Genomic DNA, 18,389 nt, shown 5'->3' on the forward strand with positions numbered 1-18,389 from the left:
CGGCGTGACCGCGACGACAACCGGGGTGGCGGCTACGGCGACCGCGGCGGCGACCGTGGCGGGTTCCGCCGTGACGACAGGCGCGACGACCGCCGCGACGACCGGCGAGACGACCGGGGCGAGCGCGGTGGGTTCCGCGGTCGCGACGACCGTGGTGGCCGTGGACCCCGCCGGGACGACCGCGGCGGTCGGCCCGGCGGCTTCCGGGGGCGTGACGACCGTCGGGACGACCGGCGCGACGACCGTCGGGGCGGTGGCCGCTTCCGCGATGAGCGTGACCGTGACCGTGACCGGGAGCCGATCAAGCGGCTGCCGATCCCGGAGGACGTCACCGGCGACGAGATCGACAAGGACGTCCGGCAGGAGCTGCAGAGCCTGCCCAAGACGCTCGCCGAGGACGTCGCCAAGAACCTGGTGATGGTGGCCCGGCTCATCGACGAGGACCCCGAGGGCGCCTACGGCTACTCGAGGGTGGCCCTGCGTCTGGCGTCCCGCGTGGCCGCCGTACGCGAGGCCGCCGGGTTCGCGGCGTACGCGAACCAGAAGTACTCCGAGGCCCTCGCCGAGTTCCGGGCCGCGCGGCGGATGACCGGCGCCGTGGAGCTGTGGCCGGTGATGGCCGACTGCGAGCGTGGGCTCGGGCGGCCGGAGAAGGCGCTGGACATGGCCGGTGCCTCCGAGGTGCACAAGCTGGACAAGGCGGGTCAGGTCGAGATGCGGCTGGTCGCGGCCGGTGCCCGGCGTGACATGGGTCAGCTGGACGCCGCCATCGTGACCCTGCAGAGCCCGGAGCTGGCCTCCAACGCGGTCCAGCCGTGGACCGCGCGTCTGCGGTACGCCTACGCCGACGCCCTGCTGGCCGCCGGCCGGCAGGCCGAGGCGCGGGAGTGGTTCGCGAAGGCCGTCGAGGCCGACCGGGACAGCAGCACGGATGCCTCGGACCGGCTGGCCGAGCTGGACGGCGTGGAGTTCGTCGACGCCCTCGACGAGAGCGAGAGCGACGGCGAGGGCGACGGCGAGAGCCAGGGCGAGAGCGAGCCCGAGAAGCCGTCCCAGGAGGACGGCGACGAGGACTGACGTCCCAGCCGGCCGACGAGTGGCCGGTGGACGAGAAGAGGGCAGGCTCCCCGCGGAGCCTGCCCTCTTGGGCGTTCCGGGCGCTCGCGTCTCCGGCGCTCAGATCTCCAGGGCCCGCAACACCAGCCCCGACGCGGGCTTGGGGCCGAACGACGTCGACTTGCGGGGCATCGTCACGCCCTGGCGGGCCAGGTCGCGTACGACCTCCTCGCGGACGGGGTGCATCAGGACGGCCGTACTGCCGTCGTGTTCCGCCTTGGCGACCGTCGCGGCCGTGTCGTGGATGTAGGCGATGTGGGCCGCGGAGTCCTCGGGGATGTGCCAGACGTGGTCGAGCAGTGTGGCGTGCAGGACCGTGGCGTCCAGGGAGCGCCAGGCCTGCGGGCGGTCGGCCGGGATCGTCCGGGCCAGCAGGTCCGGGTCGGGGTGGTCGAGCAGGTGGAAGGCGCCGTCGCCGGCCAGCAGGAAGGCGTTGCCCGCGCAGGAGGCGTCGGCGAGCGTCTCCAGCGCCTCGGCGAGCGGTACCTCGAGGTGTCGTACCCGGAACAGCCCTTCCACCGCCGCGAGCGCGTCCGCGACACGCAGGCCGTGCAGCAGACGGTGGATGGCGCGGACGCGCAACGGGTAGCGGGCGGTGTCGACGAGCAGGACCAGGCCGTGGTCCCAGGGGCTGGGGGAGGGGTGCTCCGCGCGCAGCCGGAGGTAGGTGGCCCAGCGGTGGTGGCCGTCGGCGATCAGGGCCTGCTGGCGGGCGAGCTCGGACTGGACGCGGGCCAGGTCGGCGGGGTCGGTGATGGACCAGAGGCGGTGGTGGAAGCCGTCCTCGGTGGTGGTGTCCAGCAGCGGCGGCTTCTCCGCCGTGCGCTCGACGACCTCGGCCGCCGTGCCGTCGCCGCGGTAGGTCAGCAGCAGCGGCTCCAGGTTCGCGCGCGTGGCCCGCATCAGGGCCGCGCGGTCGGCGACCACGGGCGGCATGACGTCCTCGTGCGGCAGCACCAGGCCCTCGGCGGGTTCCGAGACCCGCAGCGCGCCGATGACACCGCGCTGGAGCATCCCGTTGCCGTCGCGCTGTTCGTAGACGTACAGGCCGGGTTCCGGGTCAGCGGTGAGGATGCCCTCGTCCAGCCAGCGGCGCAGGGTGTCGGCCGCCTGTTCGGTGCGGGCGCTGGGGGTGCCGGCCTGGGGAAGGATCAGCCGAACGATGTTGTGCGGGTCGGCCGACTGGAGGTGGTGCACCCCGTCGGGGCGCACGACGACGTCGTACGGCGGGGAGGTGACGGAGGCCAGGCTGCCGACCCGGTCCGGGTCGTAGCGAAGGCCGCGGAACGGGTTGAGTTCCAGGCCTCGGCGCGCCGTTGCTTCCGAGTGACCTGCAGTGTTCATCCCGGCATCGTACGTGTGTCAGTGGCGTGCGGGATGATCGGGGGAAAGGCCTTCGAACGAGGAGCGATGTGGAATGAGCCAGGCGGTCAGGACGAGGCCCGAGGGCAGTGGGCAGCCCCTGAGCGAGGCGTACGACACGGCGCTGCTCGATCTGGACGGGGTGGTGTACGCGGGCGGGAACGCGATCGCGCACGCCGTCGACTCGCTGGCGGTGGCGCGCTCGGGCGGCATGCATCTGGCGTACGTCACCAACAACGCGCTGCGGACCCCGGACGCGGTGGCCGGGCATCTGACGGAGCTGGGCATACCGACGGGTGCCGACGACGTCATCACGTCGGCGCAGGCGGTCGCGCGGCTGATCAGTGAGCAGGTGCCGGCCGGGGCGCGGGTGCTGGTGATCGGCGGTGAGGGGCTGCGGGTGGCGCTGCGCGAGCGGGGGCTGACCCCGGTGGAGTCGGCGGACGACGATCCGGCGGCGGTCGTGCAGGGGTACGGCGGGCCGGATCTGGCCTGGGGGAGGTTCGCGGAGGCGTCGTACGCGGTGGCGCGCGGGGTGCCGTGGTTCGCCTCCAACACCGATCTGACGATTCCGAGCGGGCGGGGTATCGCGCCGGGCAACGGGGCGGCCGTGGAGGTCGTACGGATCGCGACGGGCGCGGAGCCGCAGGTGGCGGGCAAGCCGCTGCCGCCGATGCACCGCGAGACGATCATCCGGACGGGGGCGGAGCGGCCGCTGGTGGTCGGGGACCGGCTGGACACGGACATCGAGGGCGCGTTCAACGGCGGGGTCGACTCGCTGCTGGTGCTGACGGGTGTCACCGACGGGCTCCAGCTGCTGGCCGCGCCGCCCCGGCACCGGCCGACGTACGTGGACGCCGATCTGCGCGGGCTGCTCACCGGGCAGCCGGAGGTGACCGCGCTCTCGGGGGGCTTTCGCTGCGGCGGGTTCACGGCGACGGCCGGGGCGGACCGGCTGGAGCTGGAGGGGGACGGCGAGGCGCTGGACGGCCTGCGGGCGCTGTGCGCGGCGGCCTGGACGGCGGCCGGGGAGGGCTCCTGCGCGCTGGACGGGGGGAAGGCGTTGGCGCGGCTGGGACTCTGACGCGTTGCGTACCCGGGGATCGAGAGCGGCACCGAGGGTAGGCTAACCTAACCTCGTGTTGGTCGACAGTCCTCCGGAACAGCGCGCGGAGACCGCCCCCGCGCCCCCAACCCGCCAGGCGGCCAGGGCCCTTGGGCTCCTGCTGTCCGTCGCGATCATGGTGCTCGTCGCCGTGGCGAGCATCGCGATCGGGGCGAAAGCGCTCTCGCTGGACCAGGTCTGGCACGGTCTGTTCCACGACAGGGGCACGTACGGCGACGTGGTCGTCGACGAGCGGCTCTCGCGCACGCTCCTGGGCCTGCTGGCCGGTGCCGCGCTCGGCCTCGCGGGCGCGGTGCTGCAGGCGCTCACCCGCAATCCGCTGGCCGACCCCGGACTGCTCGGGATCAACGCGGGTGCCTCGGCGGCCGTCGTCACGGCCGTCACCTACTTCGGCGTCACCAGCCTCACCGGCTATGTGTGGTTCGCCTTCCTCGGCGCGGCGGCCGTCGGCGCGCTGGTGTGGTTCCTCGGTGGCAGCCGGGGCGCCACCCCGGTCCGGCTCGCGCTCGCCGGTACGGCGATCAGTGCGGCGCTGTACGGCTACCTCCAGGCCGTGATGATCATGGACGACGCGGCGCTGGGCAAGATGCGCTTCTGGACGGTGGGTTCGCTGGCCTCCGCCACCGACTCGACCATCTGGCAGGTGCTTCCGTTCCTCGCGGCCGGCGCCGTCCTGGCGCTCGTGCTGGCCCGGCCGCTGAACGCCATGGAGATGGGCGACGACACGGCCCGCGCCCTCGGCGCCCACCTGGGCCGCACCCGCGCCCTGGCCATGCTGGCCGCCACCGTGCTGTGCGGCGCCGCCACCGCCGCGTGCGGCCCGATCATGTTCGTCGGCCTGATGGTCCCCCACGTGGTGCGCTCCTTCACCGGCCCCGACCTGCGCTGGATCCTGCCGTACGCCACGGTCCTGTCGCCCGCGCTGCTGCTCGGCGCCGACGTCATCGGCCGGGTGGTGGCCCGCCCCTCGGAACTGCAGGTCGGGATCGTCACCGCGCTCATCGGCGGGCCGGTCTTCATCTTTCTCGTACGACGGCGGAGGACGGCCCAGCTGTGAAGACCCGCTCCGTGTACCGGGCCGTACGCACTCCGGGCGGGCTCTCCCTGCGCCTGGACCTGCGGGCCCTGATCGTCGTCGTCCTGCTGCTGGCCGCCGCCTGTGCCGCGGGGGTCGCGCTGATCGGCACCGGCGACGCGAAGATCCCCGCGGCCGACGTGCTGCGGACCCTCGCCGGGAACGGCACCACGTACCAGGACTTCATCGTCAACGAGCTGCGGCTCCCGCGCGTCCTGGTCGGCCTCCTGGTCGGCGCCTCGCTCGGCCTCGGCGGCGCACTGTTCCAGGCCGTCTCGCGCAACCCGCTCGGCAGCCCGGACGTGCTGGGCCTCTCCCAGGGCTCGACGGCCGGCGCGCTGGTCGTGATCGTGCTGATGTCCGGCAGCGCCACCCAGGTGACCCTGGGCGCGCTGGCCGGCGGTCTGGTCACCGGGCTGTCCATCTACCTGCTCGCCTGGCGGCAGGGCGTGCACGGGTACCGGTTCGTGCTGGTCGGCATCGGCGTGTCCGCCGTCATGACGGCCGTCAACGGCTATCTGCTCACCAAGGCCGACTTGGTCGACGCGGCCCGCGCGGTCGTGTGGATGACCGGTTCCCTAAACGGCCGTGACTGGGACCAGGTCTGGCCGCTGCTCGCCCTGTGCGCCGTCCTCGTCCCGCTGGTCCTCGCGGGCGCGGGCGGCCTGAGGATGATGGAGATGGGCGACGACGTCGCGAACGCCCTCGGGGTGCGGGTGCAGCGCACCCGGCTGGTGCTGATGGTCTCCGCCGTGCTGCTCACCGCTGCCGCCACCGCGGCAGCCGGCCCCGTCAGCTTCGTCGCGCTCACCGCGCCGCAGCTCGCCCGGCGCCTGACCCGCTCGCCGGGCCCGAACCTGCTGCCCTCCCTGTGCATGGGCGCCACCCTGCTGGTCGCCGCCGACTGGGTCTCGCAGCGTGCCTTCGGCGCCGACCAGCTGCCCGTCGGCGTGGTCACCGGTGTGCTCGGCGGCGGCTATCTGCTGTGGCTGCTGGTCACCGAGCGCAGGGCGGGCCGGATATGAGCGCCGTCCCCGAGTCAGACAGCAAGAGGAGCACCGTGAACCGCCTGTCCGCCGAGAACGTCACCCTCGCCTACGACCAGCGCGTCATCGCCGAACAGCTGTCGGTGGAGATCCCCGACAACTCCTTCACGGTGATCGTCGGCCCCAACGCGTGCGGCAAGTCGACGCTGCTGCGGGCGTTGTCGCGGATGCTGAAGCCCAGTGGGGGCCGGGTGCTCCTGGACGGTCAGGTCATCCAGTCGATGCCCGCCAGGAAGGTGGCGCGGACCTTGGGCCTGCTGCCGCAGTCGTCCCTCGCGCCCGACGGCATCACCGTCGCCGCCCTCGTCGGCCGGGGCCGCTACCCGCACCAGGGCCTGCTGCGCCAGTGGTCGGCGGAGGACGAGCGGGTCGTCCAGGAGTCCATGCGGCAGACCGGGGTCGCCGAGCTGGCCGACCGGTACGTCGACGAGCTGTCCGGCGGGCAGCGGCAGCGGGTGTGGATCGCCATGGCGCTCGCCCAGCAGACCCCGCTGCTGCTCCTGGACGAGCCGACCACCTACCTGGACATCCAGCACCAGATCGACGTCCTCGACCTGTGCGCCGAGCTGCACGAGACCCAGGGGCGGACGCTGGTCGCCGTCCTGCACGACCTCAACCACGCGGCCCGCTACGCCACCCACCTCGTCGCCCTGCGCGGTGGCGAGGTGATCGCCGAGGGCGCACCGAACGACATCGTCACGGCCGAACTGGTGGAGCAGGTGTTCGGGCTGCGGTGTCAGGTCATCGACGACCCGGAGACCGGGACCCCGCTGGTGGTGCCGGCCTCGCGCAAGGCCCGGGCGGAGCGGATCACAGCAGCTTCCTGAGCCGGAACAGGTCCAGCAGGCTCGCCTCCAGCCTGACCCGGCCCGAGCCCCAGGCGGTCGCGAAGTTCAGCTCGCCGCCCACCAGGGCCACCAGGTCGTCCCCGGCCATGGCGAGCCTGATCTGGGCCCTCTCACGCGGCGGCCCGGGATGCGTCTCGTCCACCTCGATCCGGCCGCCCGTCATCCGGCCGACGAAGGTGACGCCCAGATCGGTGATGTGACAGCTCACCGAGCGGTCCAGGGCGGCGGCCGCGCGTACGTCGCCCTCGGAGCCCTGCATGTTGTCCGAAAGCTTTCCCAGCGCGGTGCGGCACTCCTCGATCGTGGCCATCGCCCACGACGGTACCCCAGCGGTTCGGGGTAGCGTCTGGGCATGAGCGAGTCCGTGTCCGAGGCCCGGAGCGTCACCGCGGCCGAGTCCCCGTACGACCCCGCGGCCCCGGCCCCCCTGGCCGTCCCCCGCACCCCCACCGGCAACGCCGCGGTCGACGCCCTGCTGGAGCGGCTGGCCGACGCCGACCACCTCGGCACCGACGGGCACATGGAGGTGTACGAGGATGTGCACCGGGGGCTGCGCGACGCGCTCACCGCGCTCGACGCCCGGCCGGGACCTCCGGCTCCCACCCGTCACCCGACCGCCGCCCCTCAGTGAGATCCTTCGGGTGGCACCTTTTGATCGTCGTACCACCAGAGCAGGAGCTGAACCGAACGTGGCAGGAGTCGCACGTCGCCGTCTGGACGCGGAGCTGGTCCGCCGCAAGCTCGCGCGTTCGCGTGAGCACGCCAGCCAGCTGATCGCCGCCGGCCGGGTCACCGTCGGCAGGGCCGTGGCGACCAAGCCGGCCACGCAGGTGGAGACCGCCGCCGCGATCGTGGTCCAGGCCGACGACAGCGACCCGGACTACGTCTCCCGCGGCGGGCACAAGCTCGCCGGAGCGTTCGAGGTCTTCGTGCCGCAGGGGCTCGTGGTCGGGGGCCGGCGCGCGCTGGACGCCGGCGCGTCCACCGGCGGTTTCACCGATGTCCTGCTGCGCGCCGGGGCCGCGCACGTCGTCGCCGTGGACGTCGGATACGGACAGCTCGCCTGGACTTTGCAGAGTGATGAACGCGTCACCGTCAAGGACCGTACGAACGTACGCGAGTTGACGCTCGACGCGATCGATGGGGAACCTGTGGATCTTGTCGTGGGTGATCTGTCCTTCATCCCGCTCGGACTGGTGCTGCCGGCCCTCAAGCGGTGCGTGAAGCCGGACGCCGACCTGGTGATGATGGTCAAGCCGCAGTTCGAGGTGGGTAAGGAGCGACTCGGCAGCGGAGGTGTCGTACGGAGTCCGCAGCTGCGGGCGGAGGCCGTGCGCGGAGTGGCCGAGAAGGCCTGGGAGCTGGGGCTCGGGGTGCGGGGAGTCACCGCCAGTCCGCTGCCCGGGCCCTCGGGGAACGTCGAGTACTTTCTCTGGTTGCGGGCGGGGGCACCCCAGGTGGACCCGGCCGACGTCGACCGTGCAGTGGCGGAGGGGCCGCGTTGACACAGAACCTGGCGCGTACTGTTTTCCTGCTCGCCCACACCGGGCGGCCCGCGGCGATCCGCAGTGCGGAACTCGTCGTCAAGGGCCTGCTGCGGCATGGCATCGGGGTGCGGGTGCTGGAGGAGGAGGCGCGCGACCTGCCGCTGCCGGACGAGGTGCAGCTGGTCAAGGAGGCCACTCCGCAGTGCCTCGACGGGTGCGAGCTGCTGATCGTACTCGGCGGTGACGGCACGCTGCTGAGGGGCGCGGAGTTCGCGCGGGCGTCCGGGGTGCCGATGCTCGGCGTCAACCTGGGGCGCGTCGGGTTCCTCGCGGAGGCGGAACGCGATGACCTCGATCGGGTGGTCGACCGGGTGGTGGCGCGGTCGTACGAGGTCGAGGAGCGGATGACCGTCGATGTCGTCGTGCACCGCAACGGCGACATCGTGCACACGGACTGGGCGCTGAACGAGGCGGCCGTGCAGAAGGCCGGCGCCGAGAAGCTGCTGGAAGTCGTGCTGGAGATCGACGGGCGCCCGGTGTCGGAGTTCGGGTGTGACGGGGTGATCCTGTCCACGCCCACGGGGTCCACGGCGTACGCGTTCTCCGCCGGCGGGCCGGTGGTGTGGCCCGAGGTGGAGGCGCTGCTGATGGTGCCGATCAGTGCGCACGCGCTCTTCGCAAAGCCGCTGGTCACGTCCCCGGACTCGGTGCTCGCGGTGGAGGTTCTGCCGCACATCCCGCCGGGTGTGCTGTGGTGCGACGGGCGGCGGACCGTGGAGTTGCCGCCCGGAGCGCGGGTGGAGGTGCGGCGGGGGGCGGTGCCGGTGCGGCTGGCCCGGCTGCACCACTCGTCCTTCACCGACCGGCTCGTGGCGAAGTTCGCATTGCCGACCACCGGGTGGCGAGGGGCGCCTCACTAGAAAGAGCGGCCTGTGTGCACTCCCCGCCCCGGACCTCGTATGGTCTGTTCCGTGTTGGAGGAGATGCGGATACGGTCGCTCGGGGTCATCGACGACGCGGTCGTCGAGCTGTCGCCCGGGTTCACCGCCGTCACCGGTGAGACGGGTGCGGGCAAGACCATGGTGGTCACCAGCCTGGGGCTGCTGCTCGGCGGGCGGGCGGACCCGGCGCTCGTGCGGATCGGGGCCGGGAAGGCGGTCGTGGAGGGGCGGGTCACCGTCCCCGCGGGCGCCGCCGCCGTCGTACGCGCCGAGGAGGCCGGGGCCGAGCTGGACGACGGGGCCCTGCTGATCAGCCGTACCGTTTCCGCCGAGGGACGTTCCCGCGCCCATCTGGGCGGGCGCTCGGTGCCGGTCGGGCTGCTCGCCGAGCTGGCCGACGACCTGGCGGCCGTGCACGGGCAGACCGACCAGCAGGGGCTGCTGAAGCTGTCCCGGCAGCGGCAGGCCCTGGACCGGTACGCCGGGGACGCCGTCGCCGTACCGCTGGCCAAGTACACCGAGGCCTACCGGCGGCTGCGGGCCGTCTCCGCCGAGCTGGAGGAGATCACCACGCGCGCGCGTGAGCGGGCGCAGGAAGCCGACATGCTGCGGTACGGGCTGGAGGAGATCGCCGCCGTCGAGCCGCGGGCCGGCGAGGACGCCGAGCTCGCCGAGGAGGCCGAGCGGCTGGGGCACGCGGAGGCCCTGTCGTCCGCCGCCGCGGTCGCGCACGCCGCTCTCGCGGGCAATCCCGAGGACCCCGAGGGCATCGACGCCTCGACGCTGGTCGCGGGCGCCCACCGGGCGCTGGAGGCCGTGCGGTCGCACGATCCGGCGCTGGCCTCCCTCGCCGACCGGATCGGGGAGATCGGGATCCTGCTCGGCGATGTCGCCGGGGAGCTGGCCGGGTACGCCGACGACCTCGACGCCGATCCGCTGCGGCTGGCCGCCGTGGAGGAGCGCCGGGCGGCCCTCACCACCCTCACCCGCAAGTACGGCGACGACGTCGGCGCCGTACTCGCCTGGGCCGAGCAGAGCGCCGCGCGCCTGACCGAGCTGGACGGCGACGACGAGCGGATCGGGGAGCTGGCCGCCGAGCGGGACGCGCTGCGCTCGGAACTGGGCGGGCTCGCGCAGGCCTTGACGGACGCGCGGGCCGAGGCGGCCGAGCGGTTCGCCGCCGCCGTGACCGCCGAGCTGGCCTCGCTGGCGATGCCCCACGCACGCGTGTCCTTCGACATCCGCCAGACCGAGGACCCGCAGGGCGTCGAGGTCGGTGGACGTCCGGTCGCCTACGGCCCGGCGGGCGTCGACGAGGTCGAGCTGCTGCTCGCCCCGCACCCGGGCGCGCCGCCGCGGCCCATCGCCAAGGGTGCGTCCGGCGGTGAGCTGTCCCGGGTGATGCTCGCCGTCGAGGTCGTCTTCGCGGGCACCGACCCGGTGCCGACGTATCTCTTCGACGAGGTCGACGCCGGTGTCGGCGGCAAGGCCGCGGTCGAGATCGGGCGGCGGCTGGCGAAGCTCGCCCGGACCGCGCAGGTCGTCGTGGTCACCCACCTTCCCCAGGTCGCCGCGTTCGCCGACCGGCAGCTGCTGGTCGAGAAGACCAACGACGGGACGGTCACCCGGTCCGGCGTGAAGGTGCTGGAGGGCGAGGAGCGCGTCCGCGAGCTGTCGCGGATGCTGGCCGGCCAGGAGGACTCCGAGACGGCCCGCGCGCACGCGGAGGAACTGCTGGCGACGGCGCGGGCCGACCTGTAGGCGGGTTCCAGGGTGGCGGGATGATCACCAGGCGAAAGTCCCGCTCCTTCCTCCTGTCCGCCGCGCTCACCCGGGCCGGGCAGGCCCTGTTCCGCAGTCGGCCGCCCGGCGGACGGGAGCGGTGGGAGCGGACGAACTACGCGGGGCGGACCGTCGAGCTGTACGCCGGGCCCGCCTGCGCCGTCTCCGCCGCCGTCGGAGCCGGCCGGGCGTACCCCGGTGCCGGGCTCGCCGTGCTCGCGGCCGGGGTGTGCGGGGCGTACGACGACGTCGCCGGGGCCGGGGACCCGCGGCGCGGGTTCCGGGCGCATCTGGGGGCCCTGCGGGAGGGCGAGATCACCAGCGGGGCCGTGAAGCTGTTCGGGATATCGGCGGCCGGGCTGGTGGCCGGTGCGCTGATGAAGGAGCGGTTCCTCGACAGGGTGCTCGCCGGTGTCGTGATCGCCGGGGCCGCGCACGTCGTCAACCTGCTCGACGTACGGCCCGGCCGGGCGGCCGGTGCCGTGCTCGCGCTCGGGGCGCCGGGGCTGCTGCGCGGCGGTCCGGCGGGGGAGCTGGCGGCCGCCGCGGTGGGCGCCGCCGCGGCCGTCCTGCCCGACGATCTCGGGGAGCGCGCGATGATCGGGGACACGGGGGCGCATGCCCTCGGCGCGGCGCTGGGGGCGGCCGTGGTGGCCGGTAACCAGCGCCCTGGTCTTCTCGCGCACGCCGTCGCGGTCGTGGCCGCCACGGTGCACGGGGACCGGGTGAGTGCCTGGGCGCGGGCGCTGTGAGGGTCTGACCTCGCCCTTGGCGGGGGGCGCCGGTCGGCCTCGCCGGGCCTCACTCACCCGTGTGGGTGACGTGCTCCGGCGCATTGCCCCGGCCCGCCGCACTGTGCGCCCTCCGGATTTCCCGTAACGGCGGCTCCCCCTGGCATGCTTGAGGGGACACGGTCCGCGCGGGAGGCGCGCGGGGTACGACCTTCCGCCCCCATGATCCCGCTACCTTCTGTACGTTTCCTCGTGACCGCCCACGCCGAACCAGGAGCGCCGGCCCCCGTGACCCCCCTGAGCAGCAACGCACCGCACGGCCAGTCGCCGCTGCGCACCGTGCAGGTGCTGGGCGGAGGCAACGCCGGCAGCAGCGCGCATGTGCGCTCGCTGACCGAGGGGCTCGCGGCGAGGGGCGTGCGGGTCACGGTGTGCGCCCCCGTCGAGGCCGACCGGGCCTACGACTTCACCGGCGCCGGTGCCGAACACGTGCACGTGCCCCGCAGCAGCGACCCCGTCTCGGTGGCCGCACTGCGGACGGCCTGCGCGAGGGCCGACCTGGTGCACGCGCACGGGCTGCACGCCTCCTTCCGGGCCGTCCTCGCGCTCAGCGGCCGGCCCACCCCGCTCGTCGTCACCTGGCACAACCGGGCCGAGGCGGAGGGCCCGCGGGCGCATCTGCTGCGGCTGCTGGAGCGACGGGTGATGCGGACGGCGGCCGTGGTCCTCGGCACCAGCTCCGACCTGGTGGACCGGGCCAGGCGGACCGGGGCGAGGGACGCCCGGCTCGCCGCCGTCGGCCTGCCCGGACAGCGCCGGCCCGTCGTGCTCGACGACCCCGACCTGCTGCGCCCCAAGGTCCGCGCCGAACTCGGCGCCACCGGCCGTCCGTTGCTCGTCGCGGTCGGCTCCCTCGACCGCCGGCGCGGCTACGAGGTCCTGCTCGACGCTGCCCGGGCCTGGCGCGCCCTGGACCCCGTGCCGCTGGTCGTCATCGCGGGAGAGGGGCCGCTGCGGGCGCTGCTGCAGCGGCGGATCGAGGACGAGGAGCTGCCGGTGCGGCTCATCGGGCGCCGCGAGGACGTGCCCGAGCTGCTCGCCGCCGCGGATCTGGCCCTGCTGACCAGCAGCTGGGAGTCCCGGTCCGTCCTCGCCCAGGAAGCGCTGTACGCGCGCGTGCCGCTCGTCGCGACCCGGGTCGGCGGCATTCCCGACCTCGTCGGCGACGCGGCCGAACTCGTCCCGTACGCCGACCCGAAGGCGCTCGCGGACGCGGTCGTACGGCTCCTGGCGGACCCCGAGCGCCGGGAGGAGCTGCGCGAGCGGGGCGTGCGGCAGGCCGCCGGCTGGCCGAGCGAGGACGAGACGGTCGCCCAGGTGCTCAGCGTGTACGACGAGTTGACGCAGCCCCGGCCGCTGCCCTGAGCCCGCCTCAGGGCACGTGCCGGCGGGCCCGGAGGGCGAGGCTCAACGCCAGGACCGTCTGCGGGTCGTCGAGGTCGGTGCCCAGCAACTCGCCGATACGGGCGAGGCGGTTGTAGAGGGTCTGGCGGTTGAGGTGCAGTTCCCGGGCGGTCTCGGCCTTGCGCCCCGCGTGCGCCAGATAGGTCTCCAGGGTCGGCAGCAGCGGCGGCTTGGAGCGGTGGTCGTGGTCGCGCAGCGGGCCGATCGCGCGGTCCACGAACGCGGCGAGGTCAGGGTGGTCGCGCAGCCGCCACATCAGCAGATCGATGTCGAGGCGGCGGGCGTCGTACCAGGGCCGGTCGGTCAGGCCCTGGGCCGCCGTCGCCGTCTCCGCCGCGTGTCTGAGCCCGGCCGACGCCGCCGCCCAGCCGCCCGCCACACCGACGACCACCACCGGCGGCGGCGACCCCGGCCGGCGCATCCCGGCCCGCTCCACGCCCGCCCGCAGCGCCGCCGCCACCCGGTCCGCGACCGTCGACCGCTCCGATTCCGAGCGCAGGCCCAGCAGCACCAGCACCCGCCCCTCCACCGGCCGCACGCCCAGCAGCACCGGCACCCCGACCGCGGCCAGTTCCTCGGACACCGCACGCGCCAGCACCGCCCAGCCGCCGCCGGGGGAGAGGGAGTCACCGATCCGCATGACCACGGGCAGCAGCGGGCTGTCGCCGGGTTTGAAGCCGAGGACCCGGGCCTGCGCCGGGGCGTCCTCGGCGGTGATCCGGCCCTCGGCGAGATCGGTGAGGAAGTCACCGCGCCCCCGGGCGGCCAGCTCCTCCTCCTGCCGGGCCTGCATCAGCACCACGGCCAGGATGCCCGCGGCCCGCTCGGCGGCGATCCGGTGGACCGGGGTCAGCGGGGAGCGGACCGGCAGCAGGACCAGCCGGGCGCGCACCGAGCCCGCCGTCCCCGGGCCGCCGCCGGGCACGTCCACCAGCACCGAGCCGGTGGGCGGCGGCGCGTCCTTGTGCGGGCCGCGCAGCCCCTCCCACACCTGGAGCGGATCGGCGCCCTCGGGTCCTTCCCCGGCCGCGTACAGCAGCCGGCCGTCGGCCGTCTCCAGGAACACCGGGTTGCCGCTGAAGCCGGCCAGGATGCCCAGCACCTGCGGCACCCCGCCGCCGCCCAGCAGCGCCTCGGTGCAGCGCCGGTGCACCTCCTCGGCCCGCTGGAGCAGTGCGTAGTGGCCGTTGACGATCTCGGTGTGGATCTCCTCGGTCACGGTCACGAACGGCACCTCGCGGTGCAGCTGCACCAGCGGCAGCCCCGCGCTGCGGGCGGTGTCCACCAGGGCCGCCGGCAAGCGCGTGAAGCGCGGGCCCAGCTCCACCACCAGGGCGGCGATCCCGCGCTCGGCGAGCGTGCGCACGAACGCCCGCTGCTCGGCCGGGCGGGTGCCGAGGCCGTAGCCGGTGGTGAGCAGCAGCTCGCCGCCCTTGAGCAGCGAGGCGATGTTCGGCACCTCGCCCGCGTGCACCCAGCGCACCGTGCGTCCCAGCCGGTCGGCACCCGCCAGGATCTCCGGCAGCCCGCTGCGCAGCCCGGGCAGTTCCAGCGCCCGCTGAAGGGTGATCCCGGCGCCCTGGGTGTCGAGTCGGTTGTCCGTGCGGCTGTCCATGCAGCGGACGCTACCTGCGCAAACGCCCGCAGGACAGCTCCTCGCTAGATCGGCCGGATGTTGTGGTTGAAGCGGAAGACGTTGTCGGGATCCCAGCGCCGCTTCACCTTCGCCAGGCGCAGGGTGTTCTCCTCGCCCAGGCCCGCCCTGACCCGCTCGGGGCCCTCGTCACCGATGAGGTTGAGGCAGACGGCACCCGTGCTCCACGGCCGGACGGCGGCGCGTACGTCCCGCACCCAGGCGATGGCCCGCCCGTCGTCGGCCGGGTCCTCCCAGAGGGCGAACGGGTGCACCGCCCAGGGCGCGTCCCGGTACGCCACCGGGTACGCGCGGGGACCGGCGGGGATCGCCCCGCCCTGCGGGAACAGGATGTGCTGGGCGCCGGCCGGCACCGGCATGCCGGCGGCGCGGGCGCAGAAGAGGTCGACCGCGTCGTCCGGCAGCGCGGCGAGGTACTCCGCCGACCAGTGGCCGCGCAGCCCGGGCGGATCGTCGAGCAGGCACTGCAGGTCGGCGTACGGCAGGTCACCGGCCAGCTCGGCCTCGTGCGGCAGCGCGAGCAGCGGCTCGGCGAGCTTGCGCAGGTCGTCCTCGCCGCCGGCGTAGGTCAGCAGGACCGCGCAGACCAGCTCGCCGACCAGCGCCGGCGGTGTGTACCGCGCGGGCGGCCCGGTGCGGTAGCGCACGGCGCCGCTCACCTCGTCGGGTCCGCTGTGGATGATCTCGCGGAAGGTGCGGACCACGTCCGGACCGGACTCCGGCAGGCACAGCAGCTGCACGACCGAGAACTCCGGCAGCTCGTGCAGCTCCAGGGTGAGCGCGGTGGCGATGCCGAAGTTGCCGCCCCCGCCGTGCAGCGCCCAGAACAGGTCCGGGTTCTCGTCGGCGTTCGCGTGCACCCGCTCGGCCTCGGCGGTGACGAGTTCCACGCCGAGGAGGTTGTCGACGGCGAGGCCGAAGGCCCGGTCCAGCCAGCCGGTGCCGCCGCCCAGGACGAAGCCGCCGACACCGGTGGTGGAGGCACGCGCGCCGGTGGTCGCGAGGCCGTACGGCTGGGTGGCCCGGTCCAGGTGGCTGATCGTGGCGCCGCCCCCGATCCGGACGGCCTCGGCCGCCGGGTCGACGGTCACCTGGTGCATCCGGCGCAGGTCCACGACGAGGGCGCCGTCGATCCGGGCCCCTGCCAGGCCGTGTCCGCCGCCGCGCACCGCGACGCGCAGGTCCAGTTCGCGCGCGAAGCGGACGGCACGCACCACGTCGGCCGCGTCCGCGCACTGCGCGATCACGGCCGGGCGCCGGTCGGGCAGGGTGCTGAAGGCCGTCCGGGTGTCGTCGTAACCGGGGTCCCCCGGCGCGAACACGTCCCCGACCAGATCCTCGCGGAGCGCGGTCAGCGCCGCGCCCGCCTTGGAACGGGCAGCCATGGCAGCCCCCTTCCGGCAGGGTCCACCTTCCAGCCTAGGCCGGGCGGTGCGCCCCCGAAGGGGCGCGGGGACCTAACCGCCGTACGCCCCGGAGGCCGTCAGCCGCAGGGCCGTGTCGATCAGCGGCACGTGGCTGAACGCCTGCGGGAAGTTGCCCACCTGCCGCTGCAGGCGCGGGTCCCACTCCTCCGCCAGCAGACCGAGGTCGTTGCGCAGCGCGAGCAGCTTCTCGAACAGCTTGCGGGCCTCGTCCACCCGGCCGATCATCGCCAGGTCGTCCGCCATCCAGAACGAGCAGGCCAGGAAGGCCCCTTCGTCGCCGGGCAGACCGTCGACGCCCGCGTGGTCGCCCTCCGTCGGGTAGCGCAGGATGAACCCGTCGGGCGTGGACAGCTCGCGCTGGATCGCCTCGATCGTGCCGATCACCCGCTTGTCGTCCGGCGGCAGGAAGCCCATCTGCGGGATGAGCAGCAGCGAGGCGTCCAGCTCCTGGGAGCCGTAGGACTGCGTGAAGGTGTTGCGCTCCTTGTCGTAGCCCTTCTCGCACACGTCCCGGTGGATGTCGTCGCGCAGTTCCTTCCAGCGCTCCAGCGGGCCGTCCGCGTCCCCGGACTCGATCAGCTTGATGGTGCGGTCCACCGCGACCCAGGCCATCACCTTGGAGTGCACGAAGTGCCGGCGCGGGCCGCGCACCTCCCAGATGCCCTCGTCCGGCTCCTGCCAGTGGTCCTCCAGGTAGCGGATCAGCTTCAGCTGGAGCAGGGAGGCGTAGTCGTTGCGGGCCAGGCCCGTCATGTGGGCCAGGTGCAGGGCCTCGGTGACCTCGCCGTAGACGTCCAGCTGCAGCTGGTGCGCCGCGCCGTTGCCGACCCGGACCGGGGCGGAGTGCTCGTAGCCCGGCAGCCAGTCCAGCTCGGCCTCGCCCAGCTCACGCTCGCCGGCGATGCCGTACATGATCTGCAGGTTTTCCGGGTCGCCGGCGACCGCGCGCAGCAGCCACTCGCGCCAGGCGCGGGCCTCCTCGCGGTAGCCGGTGCGCAGGAGGGACGACAGGGTGATCGCGGCGTCGCGCAGCCAGGTGTAGCGGTAGTCCCAGTTGCGGACGCCGCCGATGTCCTCCGGCAGCGAGGTCGTGGGCGCGGCGACGATGCCGCCGGTCGGGGCGTACGTCAGCGCCTTCAGGGTGATCAGCGAACGGACCACCGCCTCGCGGTACGGCCCGTGGTACGTACAGTGCTCGACCCACTCCCGCCAGAAGTCCTCCGTCGCCTCCAGCGAGGTCTCCGGCTCCGGCAGCGCCGGCGGCTCCTTGTGCGAGGGCTGCCACGAGATGGTGAACGCGATCCGGTCACCCGGGGCGACGGTGAAGTCGGCGTACGTGGTCAGCGACTTTCCGTAGGTCTCGGCCTCCGTGTCGAACCACACCGAGTCCGGCCCGGCGACCGCCACCGTGCGGCCCTCGTGCTTGTGCACCCAGGGCACCACACGGCCGTAGGAGAACCGCATCCGCAGGGCGGAGCGCATCGGCACCCGGCCGGTGACGCCCTCCACGATCCGGATCAGCTGCGGCGCGCCCTCACGCGGGGGCATGAAATCGGTCACCCGGACCGTGCCGCGCGGGGTGTCCCACTCCGATTCCAGGATCAGCGAGTCGCCGCGGTAGCTCCGCCGGGCGGCCGCGGGCGGCTGCGCGTCGGCCGCGTGGGCCGGGCCGAGCCGCCAGAAGCCGTGCTCCTCGGTGCCCAGCAGGCCGGCGAAGATGGCGTGCGAGTCGAAGCGGGGCAGGCACAGCCAGTCCACCGTGCCGTCCCGGCAGACCAGTGCCGCGGTCTGCATGTCTCCGATGAGTGCGTAGTCTTCGATGCGCCCGGCCACGTGCAACTCCAGTCGAACGGCCACGTCACCCCCGCACAGGGGGCTGTCGCTAGTGCGGTCAAGGGGTCGTTGTTGTGCGTCGTTGAGCGGTGAAGCAAAGCAGCCTGCCGAGCCCTGAGGCAACACGACAGTCTTTGCTCAACGAACTGCCGCGCTCTCGTTGTTCCGGGTGGTGCAGGCGGGGGTGTGCCGTCGTTCCGGCCGGGCTCGGCAGCGAGTGTCCGAGCAGGATACGACGCACGTAGATGATCTGCGTGCCGCTCCGGGCAACCCGTGTGGGCCGAACGGGTGAGCAGCGGGTGATGAACGTGTGACTTCTGTGTGCCTGTGCTGACGCATGGGGCGACCTGCCCTGGATTCGGCGGGTGAGCGAGTCACTCCGGGGCGGCGCGACGGAGCCGCCCCGTGCCCGGCCGAGCGCGGAGCGTGGCCGGAAGCCATCTCGTCCAGGCGCTGATACCCTGGTAGCCCGTGGACCGGTGGGCCTGAAACCCCCG

Annotated in this window: 16 protein-coding genes; 11 read left to right on the forward strand and 5 right to left on the reverse strand. The window is 73.9% G+C overall.

The window, feature by feature from the left end:
* Window positions 1-309: 309 nt before the first annotated feature.
* Window positions 310-1,077, forward strand: a complete 768-nt coding sequence (locus IE244_RS15395; RefSeq protein WP_191874392.1) for a tetratricopeptide repeat protein — start codon at window positions 310-312, stop codon at window positions 1,075-1,077.
* A gap of 99 nt (window positions 1,078-1,176) precedes the next feature.
* On the opposite strand, the gene IE244_RS15400 is transcribed toward IE244_RS15395, so the two are convergent.
* Window positions 1,177-2,460, reverse strand: coding sequence for a DUF1015 domain-containing protein (locus IE244_RS15400; protein WP_191874096.1), 1,284 nt, complete (start codon window positions 2,458-2,460; stop codon window positions 1,177-1,179).
* Between the two features lie 73 nt (window positions 2,461-2,533).
* On the opposite strand from IE244_RS15400, the gene IE244_RS15405 reads away from it, so the two are divergent.
* Genes IE244_RS15405 through IE244_RS15420 form a run of 4 tightly spaced genes read left to right on the forward strand, consistent with a single transcriptional unit; the run spans window position 2,534 to window position 6,552 of the window.
* Complete coding sequence (locus IE244_RS15405; RefSeq protein ID WP_191874097.1) at window positions 2,534-3,562, forward strand: HAD hydrolase-like protein; 1,029 nt, start codon at window positions 2,534-2,536, stop codon at window positions 3,560-3,562.
* A gap of 55 nt (window positions 3,563-3,617) precedes the next feature.
* Window positions 3,618-4,661: a FecCD family ABC transporter permease gene (locus IE244_RS15410; protein ID WP_191874098.1), complete on the forward strand. Its 1,044-nt coding sequence runs from the start codon at window positions 3,618-3,620 to the stop codon at window positions 4,659-4,661.
* Window positions 4,658-5,704, forward strand: a complete 1,047-nt coding sequence (locus IE244_RS15415; RefSeq protein ID WP_191874099.1) for a FecCD family ABC transporter permease — start codon at window positions 4,658-4,660, stop codon at window positions 5,702-5,704. The genes IE244_RS15410 and IE244_RS15415 overlap by 4 nt, the downstream gene beginning before the upstream one ends.
* Complete coding sequence (locus IE244_RS15420; protein ID WP_191874100.1) at window positions 5,701-6,552, forward strand: ABC transporter ATP-binding protein; 852 nt, start codon at window positions 5,701-5,703, stop codon at window positions 6,550-6,552. The genes IE244_RS15415 and IE244_RS15420 overlap by 4 nt, the downstream gene beginning before the upstream one ends.
* On the opposite strand, the gene IE244_RS15425 is transcribed toward IE244_RS15420, so the two are convergent.
* A complete protein-coding gene (locus tag IE244_RS15425) occupies window positions 6,536-6,883 on the reverse strand; it encodes a sterol-binding protein (protein WP_191874101.1) in 348 nt (115 codons plus the stop codon). The genes IE244_RS15420 and IE244_RS15425 overlap by 17 nt on opposite strands.
* Window positions 6,884-6,925: 42 nt before the next feature.
* Between IE244_RS15425 and IE244_RS15430 the strand changes: the two genes are divergently transcribed.
* The 6 genes from IE244_RS15430 (at window position 6,926) to IE244_RS15455 (ending at window position 12,939) form a co-directional block, all read left to right on the forward strand.
* Window positions 6,926-7,204: a hypothetical protein gene (locus tag IE244_RS15430; RefSeq protein ID WP_191874102.1), complete on the forward strand. Its 279-nt coding sequence runs from the start codon at window positions 6,926-6,928 to the stop codon at window positions 7,202-7,204.
* A gap of 58 nt (window positions 7,205-7,262) precedes the next feature.
* A complete protein-coding gene (locus IE244_RS15435; protein WP_031162435.1) occupies window positions 7,263-8,078 on the forward strand; it encodes a TlyA family RNA methyltransferase in 816 nt (271 codons plus the stop codon).
* Complete coding sequence (locus tag IE244_RS15440) at window positions 8,075-8,980, forward strand: NAD kinase (RefSeq protein ID WP_031162432.1); 906 nt, start codon at window positions 8,075-8,077, stop codon at window positions 8,978-8,980. Before IE244_RS15435 ends, IE244_RS15440 begins: the two co-directional genes overlap by 4 nt.
* A 39-nt stretch (window positions 8,981-9,019) precedes the next feature.
* Complete coding sequence (gene recN / locus IE244_RS15445; protein WP_191874103.1) at window positions 9,020-10,762, forward strand: DNA repair protein RecN; 1,743 nt, start codon at window positions 9,020-9,022, stop codon at window positions 10,760-10,762.
* Window positions 10,763-10,782: 20 nt separating this feature from the next.
* On the forward strand, window positions 10,783-11,535 hold the full coding sequence (locus tag IE244_RS15450) for a hypothetical protein (protein ID WP_191874104.1): 753 nt from the start codon (window positions 10,783-10,785) through the stop codon (window positions 11,533-11,535).
* A gap of 267 nt (window positions 11,536-11,802) precedes the next feature.
* Complete coding sequence (locus IE244_RS15455; RefSeq protein ID WP_191874105.1) at window positions 11,803-12,939, forward strand: glycosyltransferase family 4 protein; 1,137 nt, start codon at window positions 11,803-11,805, stop codon at window positions 12,937-12,939.
* Between the two features lie 7 nt (window positions 12,940-12,946).
* Here the strand turns inward: IE244_RS15455 and IE244_RS15460 are convergent, their stop codons facing one another.
* The 3 genes from IE244_RS15460 to IE244_RS15470 form a co-directional block, all read right to left on the reverse strand.
* Window positions 12,947-14,593 (reverse strand): PucR family transcriptional regulator, encoded by a 1,647-nt coding sequence (locus IE244_RS15460; protein WP_191874106.1) that lies wholly within the window; start codon window positions 14,591-14,593, stop codon window positions 12,947-12,949.
* 44 nt (window positions 14,594-14,637) lie between these two features.
* On the reverse strand, window positions 14,638-16,017 hold the full coding sequence (locus IE244_RS15465; protein WP_191874107.1) for an FAD-binding oxidoreductase: 1,380 nt from the start codon (window positions 16,015-16,017) through the stop codon (window positions 14,638-14,640).
* A gap of 72 nt (window positions 16,018-16,089) precedes the next feature.
* The gene (locus IE244_RS15470) at window positions 16,090-17,892 is read right to left on the reverse strand and encodes a glycoside hydrolase family 15 protein (RefSeq protein WP_031162419.1); all 1,803 of its coding nucleotides are present in this window, start codon (window positions 17,890-17,892) and stop codon (window positions 16,090-16,092) included.
* Between the last annotated feature and the right edge of the window lie 497 nt (window positions 17,893-18,389).

Origin of the sequence: Streptomyces filipinensis (assembly GCF_014649495.1) — a bacterium.
In the GTDB taxonomy this organism is placed as follows: domain Bacteria; phylum Actinomycetota; class Actinomycetes; order Streptomycetales; family Streptomycetaceae; genus Streptomyces; species Streptomyces filipinensis.